Raw genomic sequence first — 17,064 nt, 5'->3', positions numbered from 1 at the left:
AAAATTAAATATAAGGTGCCAACTACGTTAATAATCTTGTTGTTTAATCTGCATAAATTGAAAGTAACTAATATCTTCAGTACTATGGTAAGAGGTCTAGCAAAATGTGTCAAGTAATTTTGCCATTTAATTCATGGCATCGTTTTTGTAGTTTGACTAATTGACCTTATTAACAAAGTCAACTAATATCTAAGTAAATTACCACCTGAATATGGAAACTGATATAGTAGTAATAGGTGCAGGACCTGTTGGAATATTCACCGCTTTTCAAGCAGGAATGCTTGATATGAGATGTCATATAATAGATGTTTTAGATCAAGCGGGAGGACAATGCACTGCTCTTTACCCAGAAAAACCAATATACGATATACCTGGCTATCCCGTAATTACTGCTCAAAAATTAATTGAGCAGTTAATGGAACAGGCTTCACCATTTGAGCCTGTTTACCATTTAAGTCAAAGAGTGGAAGAAATTGCGAATAATGACAGTCAAAGTTTTATTGTAGTAACGAGCGCAGGTACGAAGGTGAAATGCAAGGCTATTATCATTGCTGCAGGCAATGGAATATTTGAACCTAACCGTCCACCCCTTAGTGGTATATTAGAATATGAAAATAAATCCGTATTTTATAACGTGAATAAAATTTCTGATTTTCAGGACAAAATCATAGTGATTGCAGGAGGAGGCGATTCTGCAGCTGATTGGACCGTAGAACTCTCTAAAGTTGCAAAGAAAATTTATGTGATACATCGAAGAAAAGAATTTCGTTGCGTTTCTGAAACGAGAAATAAATTAAAATTACTTGAAAGTAGCGGAAGGATAGAACTTGTAGTGCCATATCAACTACACAAGCTAACGGGAAACGATGGGCAGTTGAGTGCGGTGATAATAAAAAATATTACCTCTAAGGAAGAAAAAAAAATATCCGCTGATTTCTTACTGCCGTTTTTTGGACTATCAATGGATTTGGGTCCAATAGGCAGTTGGGATATACAGTTAGAACGTAGCCGCGTAGTTGTTGACCAAGCTACACTTAGAACTAGTAGAGATAGGATATATGCAATTGGAGATGTAGCTGCTTATTTGGGCAAACTAAAGTTGATATTAAATGGTTTTGCCGAGAGTACCATGGCTTGTTATGACATATATAAAGTGATCCACAATTCTCCGGTTAATTTTCAATATTCAACTTCAAAGGTAGTACGTGGAAAAAAAAGCGATTTACTTTAGGTCAAACTGCTGCATAGTGGCTTTATAGCTTTAATTTTATGATGAATATACCTAATATAGAAAATTGTGATCTTCACGGTAAAGCTGTCTTACTTAGAGTTGACTTCAATATTCCTATAAAGAATGGGAAAGTGCACGATGCTACTCGTGTTTTGAGGTCATTACCTACTATTCGGCATTTGGTAAATGCAGGTGCAAAGGTTATTATTATATCACACTTTGGACGCCCAAGGGCCAAAGACAATAATCTTTCACTAAAAAATGTGGTTAAAACTTTATCACAGCTATTAAATAAAGAGGTAAAATTTGTTGATGATTGTATTGGTAAAAAAGTACAAAAAGTAGTGAATGCGATAGCTATAAGAGATGTAATATTACTAGAAAATCTGAGATTTTATAAGGAAGAAGAGCAAAATGACGCAAATTTTGCCAAACAATTGGCATCTCTAGCGGATGTATATGTTAATGATGCATTTTCTTGCTCTCACAGAGCTCACGCTTCTATTTCACGCATTACAGAATTTTTGCCTTCCTATGCAGGATTTTGCTTACAAGATGAACTAAGATATCTTGAGAAGGCTGTATCATTTGAGGCTAAACCTATTACTGCAATAGTTGGAGGGGCTAAAATATCAACTAAAATAAAAATGCTTATAAGATTAGCAGAAAAGGTCGATTATCTAGTCCTCGGTGGTGCAATTGCTAACAATTTTTTATTATTTAATAAAGTTAATATAGGCAAATCTTTCTTTCAAAATGGCGTTGATAGTCTTCTGCATGATGTTGTTAAAATAGCAGATAAAAACAATTGCAAAATAGTTATACCTGAAGATGTTCTGATTGCAGTAAACTCTGATTATAGCACTTGCATTTTAAGAAAAACTGAATCTGTTTTGGATAATGATGTGATTTTAGATATAGGACCTCAAACTTTAAGCACAATAAGTAGTATAGTAGCAAGCAGTAAGGCTCTACTATGGAATGGACCTATTGGTGTTTTTGAACATTCAGCTTTTGCAAATGGTACAATAGAGGTGATGAAAGTCGTAAGTGACTCAACACATAAAGGAAAATTGACCAGCGTAATAGGAGGAGGGGATAGTTTATCTGCAATAAATGCTGCAGGTCTTACTGATAAAGATTTTACATATGTTTCAACTGGTGGAGGGGCATTTTTGAGTTGGCTTAGCGGTGACAAGATGCCAGGGATTGCTGCGCTGCAATCTATGTTAAATTAAAGCTTTTTTAATTTAAATTGTTGCTTGTACCCTAACTTTTTTATGGAGTTGTATTGCAGTTGTGTTAAAGAGAGATAAACTAGTTTTATGCTTAATAATACCGATAATAGGATTTCTTTTTTATATTAAGGGTCATTGTTTTAGTGGTGCAAATTCACGAACTAACTTTGAACCATTTTTTCGAAATAGATTCTTCAGGTCCAAACTATATCCCGTCGCTTCCAGAGCTGACTGATTTTGATAGAGAAATGTTAAGAGTTTGCGTGATTGGGGTCGCATCCTGGTAAGGAGGATTTCAGAATTTTGCTTGATTGTTCACAGCATTAAGAATTAGTGGAAAAAATATATGATAAGCTTAATCATCGGGTGATTACACCGGATGCAGATTTAAAGTTATTTAAGGATAAACTAACTAAGATTTAGTTCACAAATAGTGGAATTAAAAAAGAAACTATAGGATTTGGGCATATTTTTTATGGTGAGCCAGATGAAATAGGATTAGGTGGTATGATTTTGGAGTAGGTATGGTTGAGGCTCAAGAAGATAAATGGGCAAGTGCAATCTGGAACAATAAATTCCAGTGCAATAAATTGGATACCAAATCGCTGGCTTGTATGCTTGAAGTAAAATATTTAGGTAAGGATGGAAAAGTGAAAATTAAGTGCCCAGATGAGCATGCATATAACCCTCATGCTGATGATATCTTAGATTCTACAACCAAAGCGTTTGTGAGAAATTAGAAAAAGATGGAATGTGCTATATAAAATGGAAGATTATAGTTATCAATCAGTATTTGTGAGAAAGAATAGTGCTATTCTTACGTTCTATCCTGATTTAACATCAAAATGTAATGATAAAAGTACTAATTGTAGCTGCAGCAAACCTTGATAGGCACACTGGCTAGAAAAAAGTTAAATAAATATCATTTTATATGTACTGTATTAATTTAGTTATATTACAGATAGTTTCTGCGATTTGTGGGATGTTAGAACTGCATGAAGTTTATAGTAAGAAATATCTATCAGCTCTGTTTGCCTCTGTGCTTTTGTTGCTTGTTGTGACTTCAATGCTTACTGTATCTGAGCAACAATTTTATTCAAATAGCATTGAGGAAGATTTTCAAGATTAAAAAAAATCTATCATCCTTAAAAAGTCTGCTATTTTTAGACCCTGCACCAAATTTAAATTATGATGGTAGAGTGACAGAAAGATATTGATGGTGATAGTGCACCATATCGAATCCCGACATTAAAAAGCACAAAAGATGCGTTAAATTTCAGAAGAATATCAGTGCAGCTTATTGTTAATAGAAATGGTAGCATTATTTTGATGGTTCCATTAGAAAAAAGGGCATGGCATGCTGGTATCAGTTGTGCAAGAGTTCAAGTAGATAGTGTGATTAAAGAACTACAGAAGCTGAATGATTGTTCTATAGGCATAGAAATTGTGAACACAGGACTTGAACCTTTCCCAGGAGAATAAATAAAATCTGTCAAAGGTCTGATTTTATACCTTATGAAACGCTTTAAGATTAAGAAAGATATGGTATTTAATCACGCTGAAATAGGCACTATAGTATATAACTCAGCTATTGAGGTCTACGTGGGTGCGTAAGCCTGATCCACATAAGTTGTTTGATTGGAAATTATTAGAAAAATAGCATTGGATTGCATATAGGTGATAAGGTCAGTCCTAAAGACGTGGAGCAAAAAGTAAGTGAGATTTTGTGTGAGGCGGTGATAAAAGTGAGAATATTTTAAAATTAAAAAAAAGGTCAAACAAATTTTTTTAAAAAATATTGCCTTGAAATGACAAAGAGAACAATGTAATTTTTCCTGATAGTAACACTGATTACACAGAGAGTTTGAAGAGAATTTTGCATGGGTCATCAATCAGTTTTCAATAAGCCATTACCAAAAGAGATCGTAAAAGAGTTGCTTCCAAAGCTAGACAGGAAGATATTTTGCCTGAACTTTTAAGCGAGTATGGCAGTTATGTTTTCAAAAATTCACATCTTTGAGTGATAGAATTAAGTTAAGTTTACAAACACCATTTTTAAATAAAATAGATTACAAGTGTTTATTGTCCTCTCTTGCACAATATAAAAATAGCATTTCTTCTGATGCTTTGCTACGTTAATGTATAATATCAAGCTGTATTACAGCTCTTATCTAAGATACAATATAAGATCTTCACTTTATATACCGTTTAAGCCTAATATTTTAGTAAAGTTGGATATATTAAAGAATGAAGTATTGTCTTTAAAGACTGTAAGCCCTGAAAAAGTTGTAGAAGTTTCAAATTTGATTGATAAGTTTAGGTTAAAAATTTTGACTGATTTTCAAAATTTTGAGAAGCAATGGTTTCAAGAATTTAAGAACACTTGGAAGCAAAAACTTATGCCTAATATGAGAAGCGAATATCTTGGACTGCACTGCACGAAGATATATTGAATATTTAGAAAAGTAGAGGGAGAGTTTTAAAAACTAATAGCTAGCTCAGCTACTTGATAATAACTATTGAACAGTAATGATTAGGCATAACAAGTAAAAAAGATTAGATAAAATGGTTAATAAAGTAAAGATACTGAGGTTTAATTTAAAATAACCTGATAAAACTTGTATTACGCTTCCAAATGCTGGCACCCACGAGAGTAATGCAACTGCATAGATCAGTAGGTTTTTTATGATTCTTGGTGTTTTATACTCGTTCTCTAATTTGTGGTATGATTTCCTAATAGAAATTGTTATTCTACCTAAGTACCAATTGACCATTCCACCAACGCTTGATCCCAGTACTCCAAAGAGTAACGTAAGTAGTGGATTATAATATGACCTGAAATACAACATAGTATAAAACACAAAACTTTGGTGTATAGGTAAAATCAGCGATGATACTAGGTTATCTGTGAACAGCAGGAGATAATTTTCCATATGAATTTACCAGGTTGTTGTACCGTCTTCATTGTCAGAAATTGTAACTCCCATTTGTTTTAATTGATCTCTTATTTTATCTGCAGCATCGTAATCTTTATTTTGTTTTGCTACTTTTCTTAAATCTATCAATCTTTTTATTTCTTGATAACTTATACCGGCAGTGAACCACTCTTGATAGCTTGACTCAAGAAGACCAATAAACCTTGCGCTCTTAATAAAACTTTCAGTTAATTTGAGCTTCTCATTCTCATTATTTGTTTTATTAATTTTGGTAGCCATTTCATGCAATATAGCTAAAGCTTCAGGAATATTTAGGTCGTTTTTTAAAGTTTCTATAAAGTCTCTAGAGACTTCTACATCACTCTTTTCGATGCTTGCTACATCTATGCCACGTAGTAACCGATAAAATTTATTTAAAGTTTCTTGCGATTCAGAAATAACACTTTCTGTCCAATCTAGTGGTTTTCTGTAGTGAGTTTTGAACAGTGCGTAACGTATTACTTCACCCTTTATTCCGCTATCCAGTAAATCTCTTACCTTAACTATATTAAATAAAGATTTGCTCATTTTCTCTTTGTTTACTGTAAGAGAACCATTATGTACCCAATATTTTGCAAACATTGATCCAGCAAATGCAGATTTATTTTGTGCAATTTCATTTTCGTGATGAGGAAATTGCAAATCTATACCACCACCATGAATATCAAAATCTTTGCCGAGGTAAGCATATGACATTGCTGAACATTCTATGTGCCATCCTGGTCTTCCTTCTCCCCATGGGCTATTCCAGTAACTTGAAAGCTTGTAATCAGTGTCGTTTGCAGGTTTCCACAGTACGAAATCTCCTGGATGCTTTTTATTTTCGCCAACTTCAACTCTGCTACCATGCTCCAATTCATCAATTTTTTTTCCTGATAGAGCGCCATACTCAGGGTAAGACTCTATGCTAAAGTATATATGTTTATTGGATTCATAAGCGTGACCAGATTGCAATAAATATTCGATTAATTCGATAATGTATTTTATATTTTCCGCTGCTTTTGGCTCATGTGTTGGTTCTACACAATTTATGCTTCTCATATCTTCGTGAAAAGCCCTAGTATAATATGTGCTGATACTTTCTATACTGCTGTCTTTCTCATTTGCTGCATTTATTATCTTATCGTCAATGTCGGTTATATTACGCACGTAAGTGGCTTTGCCATAACAAAATTTAAGCAGTTGAAATAACACGTCGTAAACAACAATAGAACGTGCATTACCTATGTGTGCTGTATCATATACCGTTGGTCCGCAAACATACATTGTTACATGATCTTTATTGATCGGTGTAAAAAGCTCTTTTTTTTTGTTAAAGTGTTGTAAAGCCTAACCATATACAAAACTTTTTAGAAAAGAAAATGCTCCAAGTATGAGCTGTGGTCCTTTGACTAGTACAACAAGAGTAAGTAATAACCCGCACAGTGATACTAAGACTCCCAAGATAGAGAGAAGTCCGTCTTTACTCATAATGCCAAGTGAAATGAGAGTTGTGCCGATTGCAGGAATAAAGTTAGTTAAAGGCAGTGGAATGGCTATAGATAATGCGCAGAGCAGCATTATAAATGCTAAAATCTTTTCGCCTGGTCCATAGAAAATAAAAGACATTCTTGGTCTCATGAACTTTTCTATTTTTTTTAACGCAGGGGAAGTTTTTTCTACCACAAGAGCTAGCGTTGAACATTGGAAAGATTTCCTTTCCAACCAGTGAGGCATCCAAGGAGAGTGGAAACCAAACAAAAGCTGTAGTGCAAATAGGATTAGAGGTATAGAAAGTATAGTTGTATAGCCAGGTGGAACTGGTATAGGCACCGATAGTGGCAAGGAAAAAATAATTATTAAAATACCAAAACCGCGCTCTTGCAAAGCTGCTTTAACATCAAACAATGTCACTTTATCGTTATTAGCATTATTGGTGTCTGCAACTTCTTTTAGAATGTCAGACGCTAATTTTTTATTTTCGGCTAGTTTCTCACTTTTTTGCACAGTTACCCTTCAACAAACTATTCCTTCTAATTAACACAATTATCGCCGTATTTCAATCTGATATTTCACCTCTCTTTAATTCTTTAACCTAACCAAGTTTTTAACAAATGATACGCACTGAAAGTGCATATCATGAAGTATGAAGACGCTAACGATCTGGTTCGTTAGATGATAGTTTCTCTGAGTCCTTAAGTTCTTGTTTAAGGTTTTTAATACCTTTTCCTAAGTCACCCATAACTTGTGGTAACCTACCTGCGCCAAACAGAACTAATATTATTATTAAGACTAGAAATAATTGCCATGGGCCTAAACTCATTGTGTACCTCCATTTAAGATGTTAATTTAGATATTAAAACCCGACTGAAGTCAAGTAATTATATCGCCTTTTATTTAATTATAGATCAAAATTTTTTAATGTTTAGTTCTATTTTATAATAATTTTAGACTAGATTATTTTCTTACAGCAAATGCGCCATCAAGTGGAAACTTCTCACCTAACTGTAGAGTAGAAGAGAGTTCACTGAAGAACTTTGCTAGCGTATCATCTTTAGGCCTGTGATATATATCACTAGAAATTCCCGACTGAATAATTCTACCATTTTTCATTACATAGATAAAATCTGCGACTTTCAATGCTTCTTGCGGGTCGTGAGTTACCATTAGCACAGGAATGTTTTTACTTCTAAAGAGAGATAATATACGTTGTCTTATTTGACACTTTAATAGTATATCTAAGTTAGAAAATGGCTCGTCGAGCAAAACAACATCAGGGTTTTGTGCCATTACTCTTGCTATTGCAACTAATTGTTGCTGCCCTCCAGATAAAGCATTAGGATACATGTTTTCATATTTTGCTATGTTCAATAGTTTCAAAATTTCCAATGCAATGAGATGCTTTTCTTTCTTGGAAGAACTGCGAATAGCAAAAGTTACGTTCTCTACTACTGTTTTGTGAGGAAATAATGCAGAATGCTGAAAGATCAATCCGATATTTCTATGCTCTATGGCAATTGATGTGCTACTGCTTGCAACTAGCTTATCATTTATAAAAATGGTTCCAGATTTTGGATTTTCTATTCCTGCAATTAGTTTCAGAATTGTTGACTTGCCGCAGCCTGAATGCCCCAATAGACACGCAACTTTTCCTCTTTTTACTTTAATGTTTATGTTATTTAAAGCAAAGTCGTCTTGATTGTTATAAAGATAACTGATGTTGTTAACTAACATTAACCTTTCAACTTAAACTGTGTTATTAAGTATAATAACATTGTACTCAAGAAATATACAAAAATGTTTTATGCTGTTGTAAATTGGTTATGCAAGAGATCTAGGAGAATACAGGATTTTTGCTATAATCTTGCACAAATAATAGAAAACACGGGACTATAGCTCAGTAGGATAGAGCGTTGGATTCCTAATCCGAAGGTCGTGCGTTCAAGTCGCACTAGTCCCATTGTGGGCTTATTTACAGAACTATTTGTGAAGTGGCAATGGAAGCAATATACTCACTTAGTATTCCTAATTCAAAAATTTAATTTATGCGATCGTTTTAACAAAATTGGTCAACAAATTTTATTACTTAAAGATGAGAAGTAAAGTAATCATTATTTCTGGTATTGCTCCTATTTTACTGTTTTTTATTAAAAATGTGTTTTTAAAGAAAGGTCAAGTGGTTTATGTAATAATATAACTAATGGCTTTTCAGTAAAAGTTCAAAAATAATGAAGCGCGAAATCGCACTGTATATTTGAATTTTTCTGGTACAGTAAATCCCTTACATAGGCCAACCTTACCTTGGAAGTGAGTGGTAAAGTTGCTGCTATTTATTTATCTGATGGTGGGAAGGTAAAAAAGGATAATGTAGTGTTGAAAATAGAAGATCATGGCAGAGCTGAACAAGTTGAAAAGGCCAGAGCTTTGTTAAAGCAGCGCGAAGTTGAATATGACTCCTTGGTCAAGCTTAGTAAAAGAGGCTATAAAGCGCAAGTACAAGTAGAAGCAGCTTTTACTGCGTTGCAAAAGTGCAAAAGCTGACCTAAAGGGGCTAGAATTGAATTTAGAAGTACTGCAGTTAAGTCTCCTATTGATGGCTACGTAGATAAAATCCACATAAACAAAGGGAATTTTATTAACGCTGGTCAAAAAATAACTGACGTGGCTAATTTTGATCAAGTTCTTGTGGTGTTATACCTTTCGGAAGGTGAAGTAAACAAGGTAAAACTAGGCAGCACAGCTCAAATTGATTTGCTAGACGAAAGGAAATTGGAGGGCAAAGTAAGTTTTGTTAGTAAAATTGTTGAACCTAAAACTGGATCTTATAGGGTAGAGGTGAAGATAATTAATGATGAAATTATGTTTTTGCAAGGACCAACTGCCAATGTAAAGCTGCCTTTTGGGCAAAAAGTTTGCATGTAAGATTCCTTCTTTGGCTCTTGGCTTAAATGATGAAGGTATTCTTGGGGTAAAGATCGTTGATGACAATAATTATGTAGTATTTACACCAATAAAAATCATTGACCGTAAGAGCGATGGAGTTTGAATAGTGGCAAATAATAAAGATAAGCCTATAAAATTAATAGCATTAGGCTACTCATTTGTTAAATCTGGTATAGGGTTTAGCTTTCAGGAGCCCAAGTTTTTTTAAAATTTTATTCAACAATCTTTTTTTCTTTTAGCAAACTCTGTAACTCGCCTTTTTCATATATCTCGCGAGTAATATCACAGCCACCAATAAACTCTCCTTTTATGTATAGTTGTGGAATTGTTGGCCAATTAGAAAACTTTTTTATGGACTGACGTATCTCATCATTTTCTAAAACGTTGATGTACTTAAATTTCACATTCAATTTTTTGAGGATTGATACAACAAGTCCAGAGAATCCGCATTGAGGAAAATCAGATGTACCTTTCATGTATAACACCACATCATTTTCTGTTATGTCTTTTTTTATTTGTTCGAAATTGCTCATAAATATTACCTTAATTCTAAGTACTAGTTTCTAATTGCAATGCATGTATAGACTGACCTTCTAAGGCCTTATATGCTATTCTGTACTGTTCTATTTTTGTCTTTTCGAGAAAGTGCTTGGAGGTTATTTTTAAATAGTAATGACTATCATCTCCAGCAAGATCATTAATCTTTATGTCAGCATCAGAAAATAATTGTCTGATAATTTCCCCTAATTCATGAATTACAATAACCATTCATTTACTTTAAATTACAATACTTTATATTATAAATCTGAAACAACTGTATGCAATTAAATTATTGGTTATAAGTTGCTAATATTGTGAGGACAATAGGTTCAGCGTGTTAAGAGCATTAGCAAGACGAGATTTTAATTGATTTGCATATTTGCTCCAATCTTGTATTTCCTTTTTTGCAACACCTGAGCAAACTGCAGCTTTTGCAACGGCAGGAGATACTATAGAAACTAGTCTTGGGTCAAAAGGGGTAGGTATTATGTATTCACGTCCGTAGCTCATTTTACGGCCACCATAGACTGCAGATATCTCGTCAGGTGCTGGTTCACGAGCGAGCTTTGCTATTGCATCTGCAGCTGCGATTTTCATTTCATTATTTATTGTCATTGCATGTACATCGAGTGCTCCTCTGAATATATAAGGAAACCCCATTACGTTGTTAACTTGGTTGTTATAATCTGATCTACCAGTTGCAATTATTGCGTCTGGCCTCACAGATTTTGCAAGCTCAGGCCTTACTTCTGGGTCAGGATTAGCAAGAGCAAAAATAATTGGGTTTTGACCCATGTTTTTTAACATCTCTTCATTTAATGCATCCTTTGCAGATAGCCCGATAAATACATCAGTGTCTTTTATTGCATCAAGTAGAGAACGTTCTTTAGTATCAGTTGCGTATTTTTCCTTCCACTCATTCATGTCCTCATTTCTACCTTTGTATATTACTCCTTGTTTATCACATAGCACTATATTTTTAGCGCCCATGGACTTGAGTATTTCTAAACATGCAATACCGGCTGCTCCAGCACCATTCATGATGATCTTAACGTCCTCTAATTTCTTTCCAGCAATATCAAGAGCATTTTCTATGCCAGCTGCAACAACCACTGCAGTTCCATGTTGGTCATCGTGAAACACTGGAATGTCCATTAATTCATTCAGACGTTTCTCTATTATAAAACAATCGGGGGATCTTATATCCTCTAAATTTATTCCTCCCCAGCTTGGCCCAAGGTATCTTACTGCATTGATAAAGTCTTCTATATTTTCTGTATCGACTTCTATATCAACTGCGTCAATATCAGCGAAACGCTTAAACAGCATAGCTTTGCCTTCCATAACAGGTTTTGAGGCAAGAGGACCAATATTGCCGAGCCCAAGTACTGCAGTGCCGTTTGAAATAACAGCAACACAGTTGCTTTTTGCCGTATAGTCATAGACCACATCAGGATTTTTGGCTATTTCAAGGCATGGAGCTGCAACTCCAGGAGAATAGGCAAGTGACAAGTCATACTGAGTAGACAAAGATTTTGTTGGCAAGATGGATATTTTACCAGGATTGCCACCTCTAATGTGATACTTAAGTGCCTCTTGTTTTGTTGTACTATCTAAATCATCATTCATCATTACATCCTTATATTTTGAGTTCATGGCTAGTAAACTTTTAAGTATACTAGGTTTTTGTAAATGTTCAATTGCAAACTATTAACTTGTGAATTGTGCTCTACTTCTGTATAAGCTTATCATGCTGGATTGAAATTGCACTACATGTTTAAGAAAAACCTGCCTAATTCACTTACAATTTCCCGTGCACTTGCAATACCAGCAATAATATTGAGTTTTTATATAGAAAATAGATATGCAAACTTGATAACAATATCAATCTTTATATTTGCGTGCATTACAGATTTTTTTGATGGTTACCTAGCGCGTGCGTGGAAAGTTCAATCAAAATTTGGCAGGCTATTTGATCCAATTGCTGATAAATTAATAGTGGTTTCAACGATAATGATGCTGGTTTATAAGCATAAGATCAATGATTACACGATAGTACCATCAGTTATAGTCGTTTGTCGGGAGATATTAGTTTCGGGTTTGCGGGAGTTTCTAATAGCTAAGAATGTTAGCTTACCTGTAAGTAAAGCTGGAAAAATCAAAACATTTTTACAGATGGTTGCTGTAGTGGCACTAATAATGAACGATTATGAGACAGTTCAATATATGGGTGCAGTTTGTTTATGGATTGCAGCTGTTATGACTGTGTGGTCTGGTTATAATTATGTTCTAGCTGGCATTAAACAAATTGACTGAATTTTTTGAAGATTAATTAATAGATAAGATACGTTAATATTTCATTAGTATTGACTGAATAATTAAAATCTTGTATAATATGTTGGTTCATAGGTCAATAGGATTTATATGACTAGTAACTTTGGAACTAAATTTTCTGCTGAAGATTTTTTTCGAGATTTTTGTCCAACAGTTGATGGAGAAGTCAAAAAAGAAAGGTTTGAACAGGAGTTATTAGCACTAAAAGAGGAAACAGAGAAAAGGAAGAAACTGGAGCTATCAACGCTGAAAGGAGAAAAAGCGGAAAAAAAGAAAAAGCTCGAACAAGAACTACTAACACTAAAAAAAAGAGAGTTATATAGGCAATATGTATCATTGGCTACAATGATCCCATTTGCGTTACTCATGGCTATTGAGCTAAAAAAAATATGTAGCGATCAGATATTACTCGTTGTAATAAGTGTTGGACTAGGTCATACTTTACTGCCTTTTTCAGTCCTATCTCTTATTTGTATGCTATATCTAATTTACAATAATAGAAAGATAATACAAAAAGAACGAGAGTTGGAAAATATTGAAAATGGAAGAGAAATAGAAAAGAAAAAGTACAACTGTCCTGATATAGATCAATGTTTGGCTTATATTGAGGTAATATCAACTGTGTTGGTTATTGTGGGTCAGATAATGGATGAAGTGTCGCCACTTAAAGTGGCAGAGGAAGCGCTTTTTTTCACAGCTAGTATACTTTCTTTCGCCATAGCTTTTTATAATTATAAAAAAGAAAATAAAGAAAATAAGGAAAGGGAAACGGAGAAACTTAGCCATGCTGAGGAACTCAGCAAAAATAATAGCAATATACCTATGGCTGGGTTAATGCTTGCTGGTTCTTCTGTAATGTTAATAAGAAGGGTAATGTTAATAACATTAGCATCATCATTAAGTCCTGCTCTAGGTTTAGCAGCTATTGCTCTTTTGATAGTAGGAAGTGGACTCATTACACATTCTTATAAGAGGGAGTTGAAGAATGTAAAAGTCAGTGGAAAAAGTATAACAGGCGCTAGTGTGATCGATATAGTAGATCGTGACTCGATTCATATCTGCACAAACATGTGATATAATGTGATGTTCGTAGTAAACGATATCATTCCAGTGCTTAATGTTGTCATATCGCTGCGGTATAGATCCCGCTAACAAGCAGTAGTTGCCGGTAAATCTTTAGTTATAAATATTTAAGAAATTTACCAATGAGAAAAAAGGCAAAAAAACCCCTGTTAGCTAGTTATTTACTATCTATTTTTTAAATTGCATTTTTTACTGTCTCGAGTGCTTAACAAGTGTACCTTAGCTTATATTAGGTAAAAACCTTAAAAGTTTACAAAGACATGAGATATGCATGGTACAAAAAATTAAACATTTAAGACGCCAAGTACATTAAGTTTTTTATCATTTTATCTACATAGACTGAAAATAAATGAATAGCTTCAGCGCTATGATAAGGAGAGTTGCCAGGTTTGTTAAGTAGCTTTTCGTTTCTGTAAGCTACTTGAGCCTCAGTTTGTCAAGTAACAATGTCTATACAATTGTGATCCTAAGCAAAAAATGCCGCTTTAACTTTATGGTAATCCTAGAAATTTGTTTATTTAGATGATATTTAATCTATACTTTACTTTATTTTGATAAAAAAATCTTTATGTATAAGGCTTTAATCACGTGCTTTATTTTTCTAGTTTGCTCCTTTACGCGATCATATGCAAGTGATGATGTTCATCTTGAGAAGAGTGAAACTGAGCTATATGAGGAAGCAGTTGAGCTTTTTGACCAGAAAAAATACAAACAAGCTATCAGAGCATTTCGGAAAATTGAGGATTTGTATCCTTTTTCTTATTGGGCAATGAAAGCAAAATTGTTGTCTGGTATTTCTCACTACAATATGGATGACTATAGCAGTGCTGCAAGTGATATGGACGATTATATATATATTTATCCAAATGGTGAGGATTTACCGTACGTGTATTACTTAAGGGTGTTATCTTATTATATGCAAATTAATAGGGTGCAGCTTGGACAACAAACTGCATATAAGGCTTTAGAACTAGCTGCAGAGTACGTTAATCTTTTTTCAGAGAGTGAATATATAGAAGAAATGAAGGAAAAGGTAAGACTAATCACGGATCATATACTAAAGAAAGAATATTCTATCGGTAAGTTCTATTTTAGGCGTGGTGAATATCTAGCAGCAATTAAGCGTTTTCAAAATATAATAAGCAGTAAGGATTATAGCTATTTCCCCAGATCTATTAACTATTTAATAGCAGCTTATTCGGCTCTTGGTCTTGATCTAGAAGCTGGGCAGTATGAAAGTCTATTAGCAGAGAACCTCAAAGAGAATACTGTAGAACAGTAAACTTGAAAATTTGCTTTAGCTTTCTCCAGCTTCGGTGTATAATTTAGATTTTTAACCATTTGAATATGGCTGGTCATTCACAATTTTCAAATATAAAGTATCGGAAAGGTGCCCAAGATGCAAAGCGCTCTCAAAGATTTACAAAACTCATTAGAGAAATAACAGTTGCTGCAAAGCAAGGGCTACCTGATCCTGAATTCAACCCGCGTCTTCGCTCTGCTGTATTTGCTGCACGCAAAGAAAATCTGCCAAAAGATAGGATAGAAACAGCAATAAAAAATGCAGCTGGTAATGTTGCTGGGGAAAATTATGAAGAAATACAGTATGAAGGCCATGGACCTTTTGGTACTGCACTCATTGTTCATGTTCTGACGAATAATCGTAATCGAGCTGCTTCTGAGGTGCGTTATATTTTTTCTCGCAAAAATGGAAGTTTGGGGGAAACAGGAAGCGTAAGTTATCTTTTTGATCATGTAGGCTTAATCGTTTATAAAGCAGAAAGTGTAAATTTTGACGATTTATTTAGTCATGGAATCGAATTAGAAGTATTGAATGTTGAGGAAAATAACATAGAAGGATTATATGTTATAACCTGTAGAGTAAAAGATTTTGGCAAGGTACGTAATGCTTTTTATGCAAAATTTGGAGAGCCAGAACTTGCTCGACTTTCATGGCAGCCAAAGGACCTGATTGAAATTAGTGATAAAAAGTTGATCGATAAATTATCTGCATTGGTTGAAGAGTTGGAAGATAATGATGATGTGCAATACGTTGAAGGTAATTTTGCTTTTGCTGGCCTGTCGCTTAAGTTATGAAATTAATTATACTTATACTACTTTTTGTCTTACCATTACATACCCATAGGGCATCAACAGTCTTTTGATGTCATTCCTGAGCGTAATCGGGATAAAAGAGCCAGTATCAAACAAACAACTGTACGAACATTGTGATATAAGGATAATTTTTACCAAAAGAGATGTCATTCCAGTGCCTAGACACTGGGATCCAGAAGATTCAATTACAAATGGACACACTAAACAGTTATATAATAAAAACTGGATTCCAGTATCACGTACTGGAATGACAGGAAAGGGTTTTGAAATGACAGAAAGCAACACAGGAAAATTAGTGCATGATAGAAAGTTGTTATTCATATCCAGTGACATAAAATCTTTCTTCTTTGCTATAAGAATTGAATAAGGGTTAACACCAAATACAGTGATGGAATTAATTGAAATATGTAAAGATCTTGGTATTGATTAAAAAAAGATATTATACTAGAAAGTAGATTAGAAGTTCTTTTTGGGAGGTCGCTTAATAGTCAGAAGAATGAAGAGAAAATTTTGTATACTTTACTGACAACAAACAAAAAGACCATTTAGTTTATATCATTACAAATCGCAAAACGGCAGAGAAGGGTATTTTAGTAAAGAAGGGATAAGCTTAAAGGACGATAAAGCTTTTATAAATCCTTTAACGGAGATTATCGTATATCTTTACAATTGGGCAATAGAAAGCATCCTATTCGTGGTAAAATTGCTTTTCACAAGGAGTAGGTTATGCAGCTAAACCTGGTACCCGTATTCGCTACTGCAGAAGGTGTAATAGAATACATAGGAAATAAAGGAGGATACGGTAAGTACATCAAAATAAAACATAAGAACGGATATTTAACCTGCTGTGCGCACATGAGTGGATTTAGTAGTGATATGAAGTTAGGCTCTAGAATAGAGCAGAGACAAGTTATACTTATGTTGGTAGCACTGGTATTGTAACAGGACCACATTTACATTGCGAAGTTGTATACACAGCAAACACATTAATCCACTTACAATAGCACATGAAAGTGAGGTGAGGTTGTTTGATCACGAATTAAAGGATTTTAAAACTATTTTATAAATAAAATAGATGAAACTATCAATAGAGGGGGGTCAAGTGATATAAGAATAATATAGATAA

General features: G+C 34.1%; 20 protein-coding genes, 1 tRNA gene and 2 pseudogenes. 15 read left to right on the top strand and 8 right to left on the bottom strand.

Going from position 1 to position 17,064, the window contains the following annotated elements:
* Positions 1–211: 211 nt before the first annotated feature.
* The 6 genes from WBM_RS04175 to WBM_RS06605 all read left to right on the top strand — a co-directional run bounded on the left by WBM_RS04175 (position 212) and on the right by WBM_RS06605 (position 4,922).
* Complete coding sequence (locus tag WBM_RS04175) at positions 212–1,231, top strand: NAD(P)/FAD-dependent oxidoreductase (protein ID WP_011256882.1); 1,020 nt, start codon at positions 212–214, stop codon at positions 1,229–1,231.
* 41 nt (positions 1,232–1,272) lie between these two features.
* Complete coding sequence (locus WBM_RS04170) at positions 1,273–2,469, top strand: phosphoglycerate kinase (RefSeq protein ID WP_179943613.1); 1,197 nt, start codon at positions 1,273–1,275, stop codon at positions 2,467–2,469.
* Between the two features lie 524 nt (positions 2,470–2,993).
* Entirely contained in the window at positions 2,994–3,209 is a 216-nt protein-coding gene (locus WBM_RS06620; RefSeq protein ID WP_011256880.1) for a hypothetical protein, read from the top strand.
* Between the two features lie 191 nt (positions 3,210–3,400).
* Complete coding sequence (locus WBM_RS06615) at positions 3,401–3,598, top strand: hypothetical protein (RefSeq protein ID WP_041571496.1); 198 nt, start codon at positions 3,401–3,403, stop codon at positions 3,596–3,598.
* 161 nt (positions 3,599–3,759) lie between these two features.
* The gene (locus WBM_RS06610; RefSeq protein ID WP_233417509.1) at positions 3,760–3,951 is read left to right on the top strand and encodes an N-acetylmuramoyl-L-alanine amidase; all 192 of its coding nucleotides are present in this window, start codon (positions 3,760–3,762) and stop codon (positions 3,949–3,951) included.
* Positions 3,952–4,607: 656 nt separating this feature from the next.
* Positions 4,608–4,922 carry a hypothetical protein gene (locus WBM_RS06605; RefSeq protein ID WP_011256879.1) on the top strand — a complete coding sequence of 105 codons (315 nt, stop codon included), beginning with the start codon at positions 4,608–4,610 and terminating at the stop codon, positions 4,920–4,922.
* Positions 4,923–4,985: 63 nt separating this feature from the next.
* Here WBM_RS06605 and WBM_RS06995 read toward each other — a convergent pair whose 3' ends face one another.
* From WBM_RS06995 to WBM_RS04125, 5 genes and pseudogenes are all read right to left on the bottom strand, one after another.
* Positions 4,986–5,402: a YqaA family protein gene (locus tag WBM_RS06995; protein ID WP_011256878.1), complete on the bottom strand. Its 417-nt coding sequence runs from the start codon at positions 5,400–5,402 to the stop codon at positions 4,986–4,988.
* A gap of 6 nt (positions 5,403–5,408) precedes the next feature.
* Positions 5,409–6,781: pseudogene (cysS, locus tag WBM_RS04140) on the bottom strand (cysteine--tRNA ligase).
* Positions 6,774–7,430, bottom strand: a complete 657-nt coding sequence (locus tag WBM_RS04135) for an exopolysaccharide biosynthesis protein (RefSeq protein ID WP_011256876.1) — start codon at positions 7,428–7,430, stop codon at positions 6,774–6,776. Before WBM_RS04135 ends, cysS begins: the two are co-directional and overlap by 8 nt.
* A 148-nt stretch (positions 7,431–7,578) precedes the next feature.
* A complete protein-coding gene (locus WBM_RS04130) occupies positions 7,579–7,746 on the bottom strand; it encodes a twin-arginine translocase TatA (protein WP_006013840.1) in 168 nt (55 codons plus the stop codon).
* Between the two features lie 134 nt (positions 7,747–7,880).
* Positions 7,881–8,657: an ABC transporter ATP-binding protein gene (locus WBM_RS04125; RefSeq protein WP_011256875.1), complete on the bottom strand. Its 777-nt coding sequence runs from the start codon at positions 8,655–8,657 to the stop codon at positions 7,881–7,883.
* A gap of 152 nt (positions 8,658–8,809) precedes the next feature.
* On the opposite strand from WBM_RS04125, the gene WBM_RS04120 reads away from it, so the two are divergent.
* The 4 genes from WBM_RS04120 to WBM_RS06590 all read left to right on the top strand — a co-directional run bounded on the left by WBM_RS04120 (position 8,810) and on the right by WBM_RS06590 (position 9,969).
* A tRNA-Arg gene (locus WBM_RS04120) sits at positions 8,810–8,883 on the top strand.
* Positions 8,884–9,230: 347 nt separating this feature from the next.
* On the top strand, positions 9,231–9,464 hold the full coding sequence (locus tag WBM_RS06600; RefSeq protein ID WP_225416112.1) for a hypothetical protein: 234 nt from the start codon (positions 9,231–9,233) through the stop codon (positions 9,462–9,464).
* Between the two features lie 15 nt (positions 9,465–9,479).
* Entirely contained in the window at positions 9,480–9,845 is a 366-nt protein-coding gene (locus tag WBM_RS06595; RefSeq protein WP_225416143.1) for an efflux RND transporter periplasmic adaptor subunit, read from the top strand.
* Positions 9,823–9,969: a hypothetical protein gene (locus WBM_RS06590; RefSeq protein WP_225416111.1), complete on the top strand. Its 147-nt coding sequence runs from the start codon at positions 9,823–9,825 to the stop codon at positions 9,967–9,969. The genes WBM_RS06595 and WBM_RS06590 overlap by 23 nt, the downstream gene beginning before the upstream one ends.
* A gap of 109 nt (positions 9,970–10,078) precedes the next feature.
* Here WBM_RS06590 and grxD read toward each other — a convergent pair whose 3' ends face one another.
* From grxD to WBM_RS04100, 3 genes are all read right to left on the bottom strand, one after another.
* On the bottom strand, positions 10,079–10,399 hold the full coding sequence (gene grxD, locus WBM_RS04110; protein ID WP_011256874.1) for a Grx4 family monothiol glutaredoxin: 321 nt from the start codon (positions 10,397–10,399) through the stop codon (positions 10,079–10,081).
* Between the two features lie 16 nt (positions 10,400–10,415).
* Positions 10,416–10,634, bottom strand: a complete 219-nt coding sequence (locus WBM_RS04105) for a BolA/IbaG family iron-sulfur metabolism protein (RefSeq protein ID WP_011256873.1) — start codon at positions 10,632–10,634, stop codon at positions 10,416–10,418.
* 78 nt (positions 10,635–10,712) lie between these two features.
* Positions 10,713–12,035, bottom strand: coding sequence for a malic enzyme-like NAD(P)-binding protein (locus tag WBM_RS04100; RefSeq protein ID WP_083750432.1), 1,323 nt, complete (start codon positions 12,033–12,035; stop codon positions 10,713–10,715).
* Positions 12,036–12,179: 144 nt separating this feature from the next.
* On the opposite strand from WBM_RS04100, the gene pgsA reads away from it, so the two are divergent.
* The 5 genes and pseudogenes from pgsA to WBM_RS06990 all read left to right on the top strand — a co-directional run.
* Positions 12,180–12,722, top strand: coding sequence for a CDP-diacylglycerol--glycerol-3-phosphate 3-phosphatidyltransferase (gene pgsA / locus WBM_RS04095; RefSeq protein ID WP_011256871.1), 543 nt, complete (start codon positions 12,180–12,182; stop codon positions 12,720–12,722).
* 108 nt (positions 12,723–12,830) lie between these two features.
* On the top strand, positions 12,831–13,814 hold the full coding sequence (locus WBM_RS04090; protein ID WP_011256870.1) for a hypothetical protein: 984 nt from the start codon (positions 12,831–12,833) through the stop codon (positions 13,812–13,814).
* A gap of 577 nt (positions 13,815–14,391) precedes the next feature.
* Positions 14,392–15,105, top strand: coding sequence for an outer membrane protein assembly factor BamD (locus WBM_RS04085; RefSeq protein WP_011256869.1), 714 nt, complete (start codon positions 14,392–14,394; stop codon positions 15,103–15,105).
* A gap of 65 nt (positions 15,106–15,170) precedes the next feature.
* Positions 15,171–15,920 (top strand): YebC/PmpR family DNA-binding transcriptional regulator, encoded by a 750-nt coding sequence (locus WBM_RS04080; RefSeq protein WP_011256868.1) that lies wholly within the window; start codon positions 15,171–15,173, stop codon positions 15,918–15,920.
* 319 nt (positions 15,921–16,239) lie between these two features.
* Positions 16,240–17,060 (top strand): annotated as a pseudogene (locus WBM_RS06990) (M23 family metallopeptidase); the annotation flags it as partial.
* Positions 17,061–17,064: the final 4 nt, after the last annotated feature.

The organism is Wolbachia endosymbiont strain TRS of Brugia malayi (assembly GCF_000008385.1).
In the GTDB taxonomy this organism is placed as follows: Bacteria; Pseudomonadota; Alphaproteobacteria; order Rickettsiales; family Anaplasmataceae; genus Wolbachia.
Note: the sequence above shows the minus strand (reverse complement) of the source record. Positions and strands in the feature narration are given on the sequence as shown.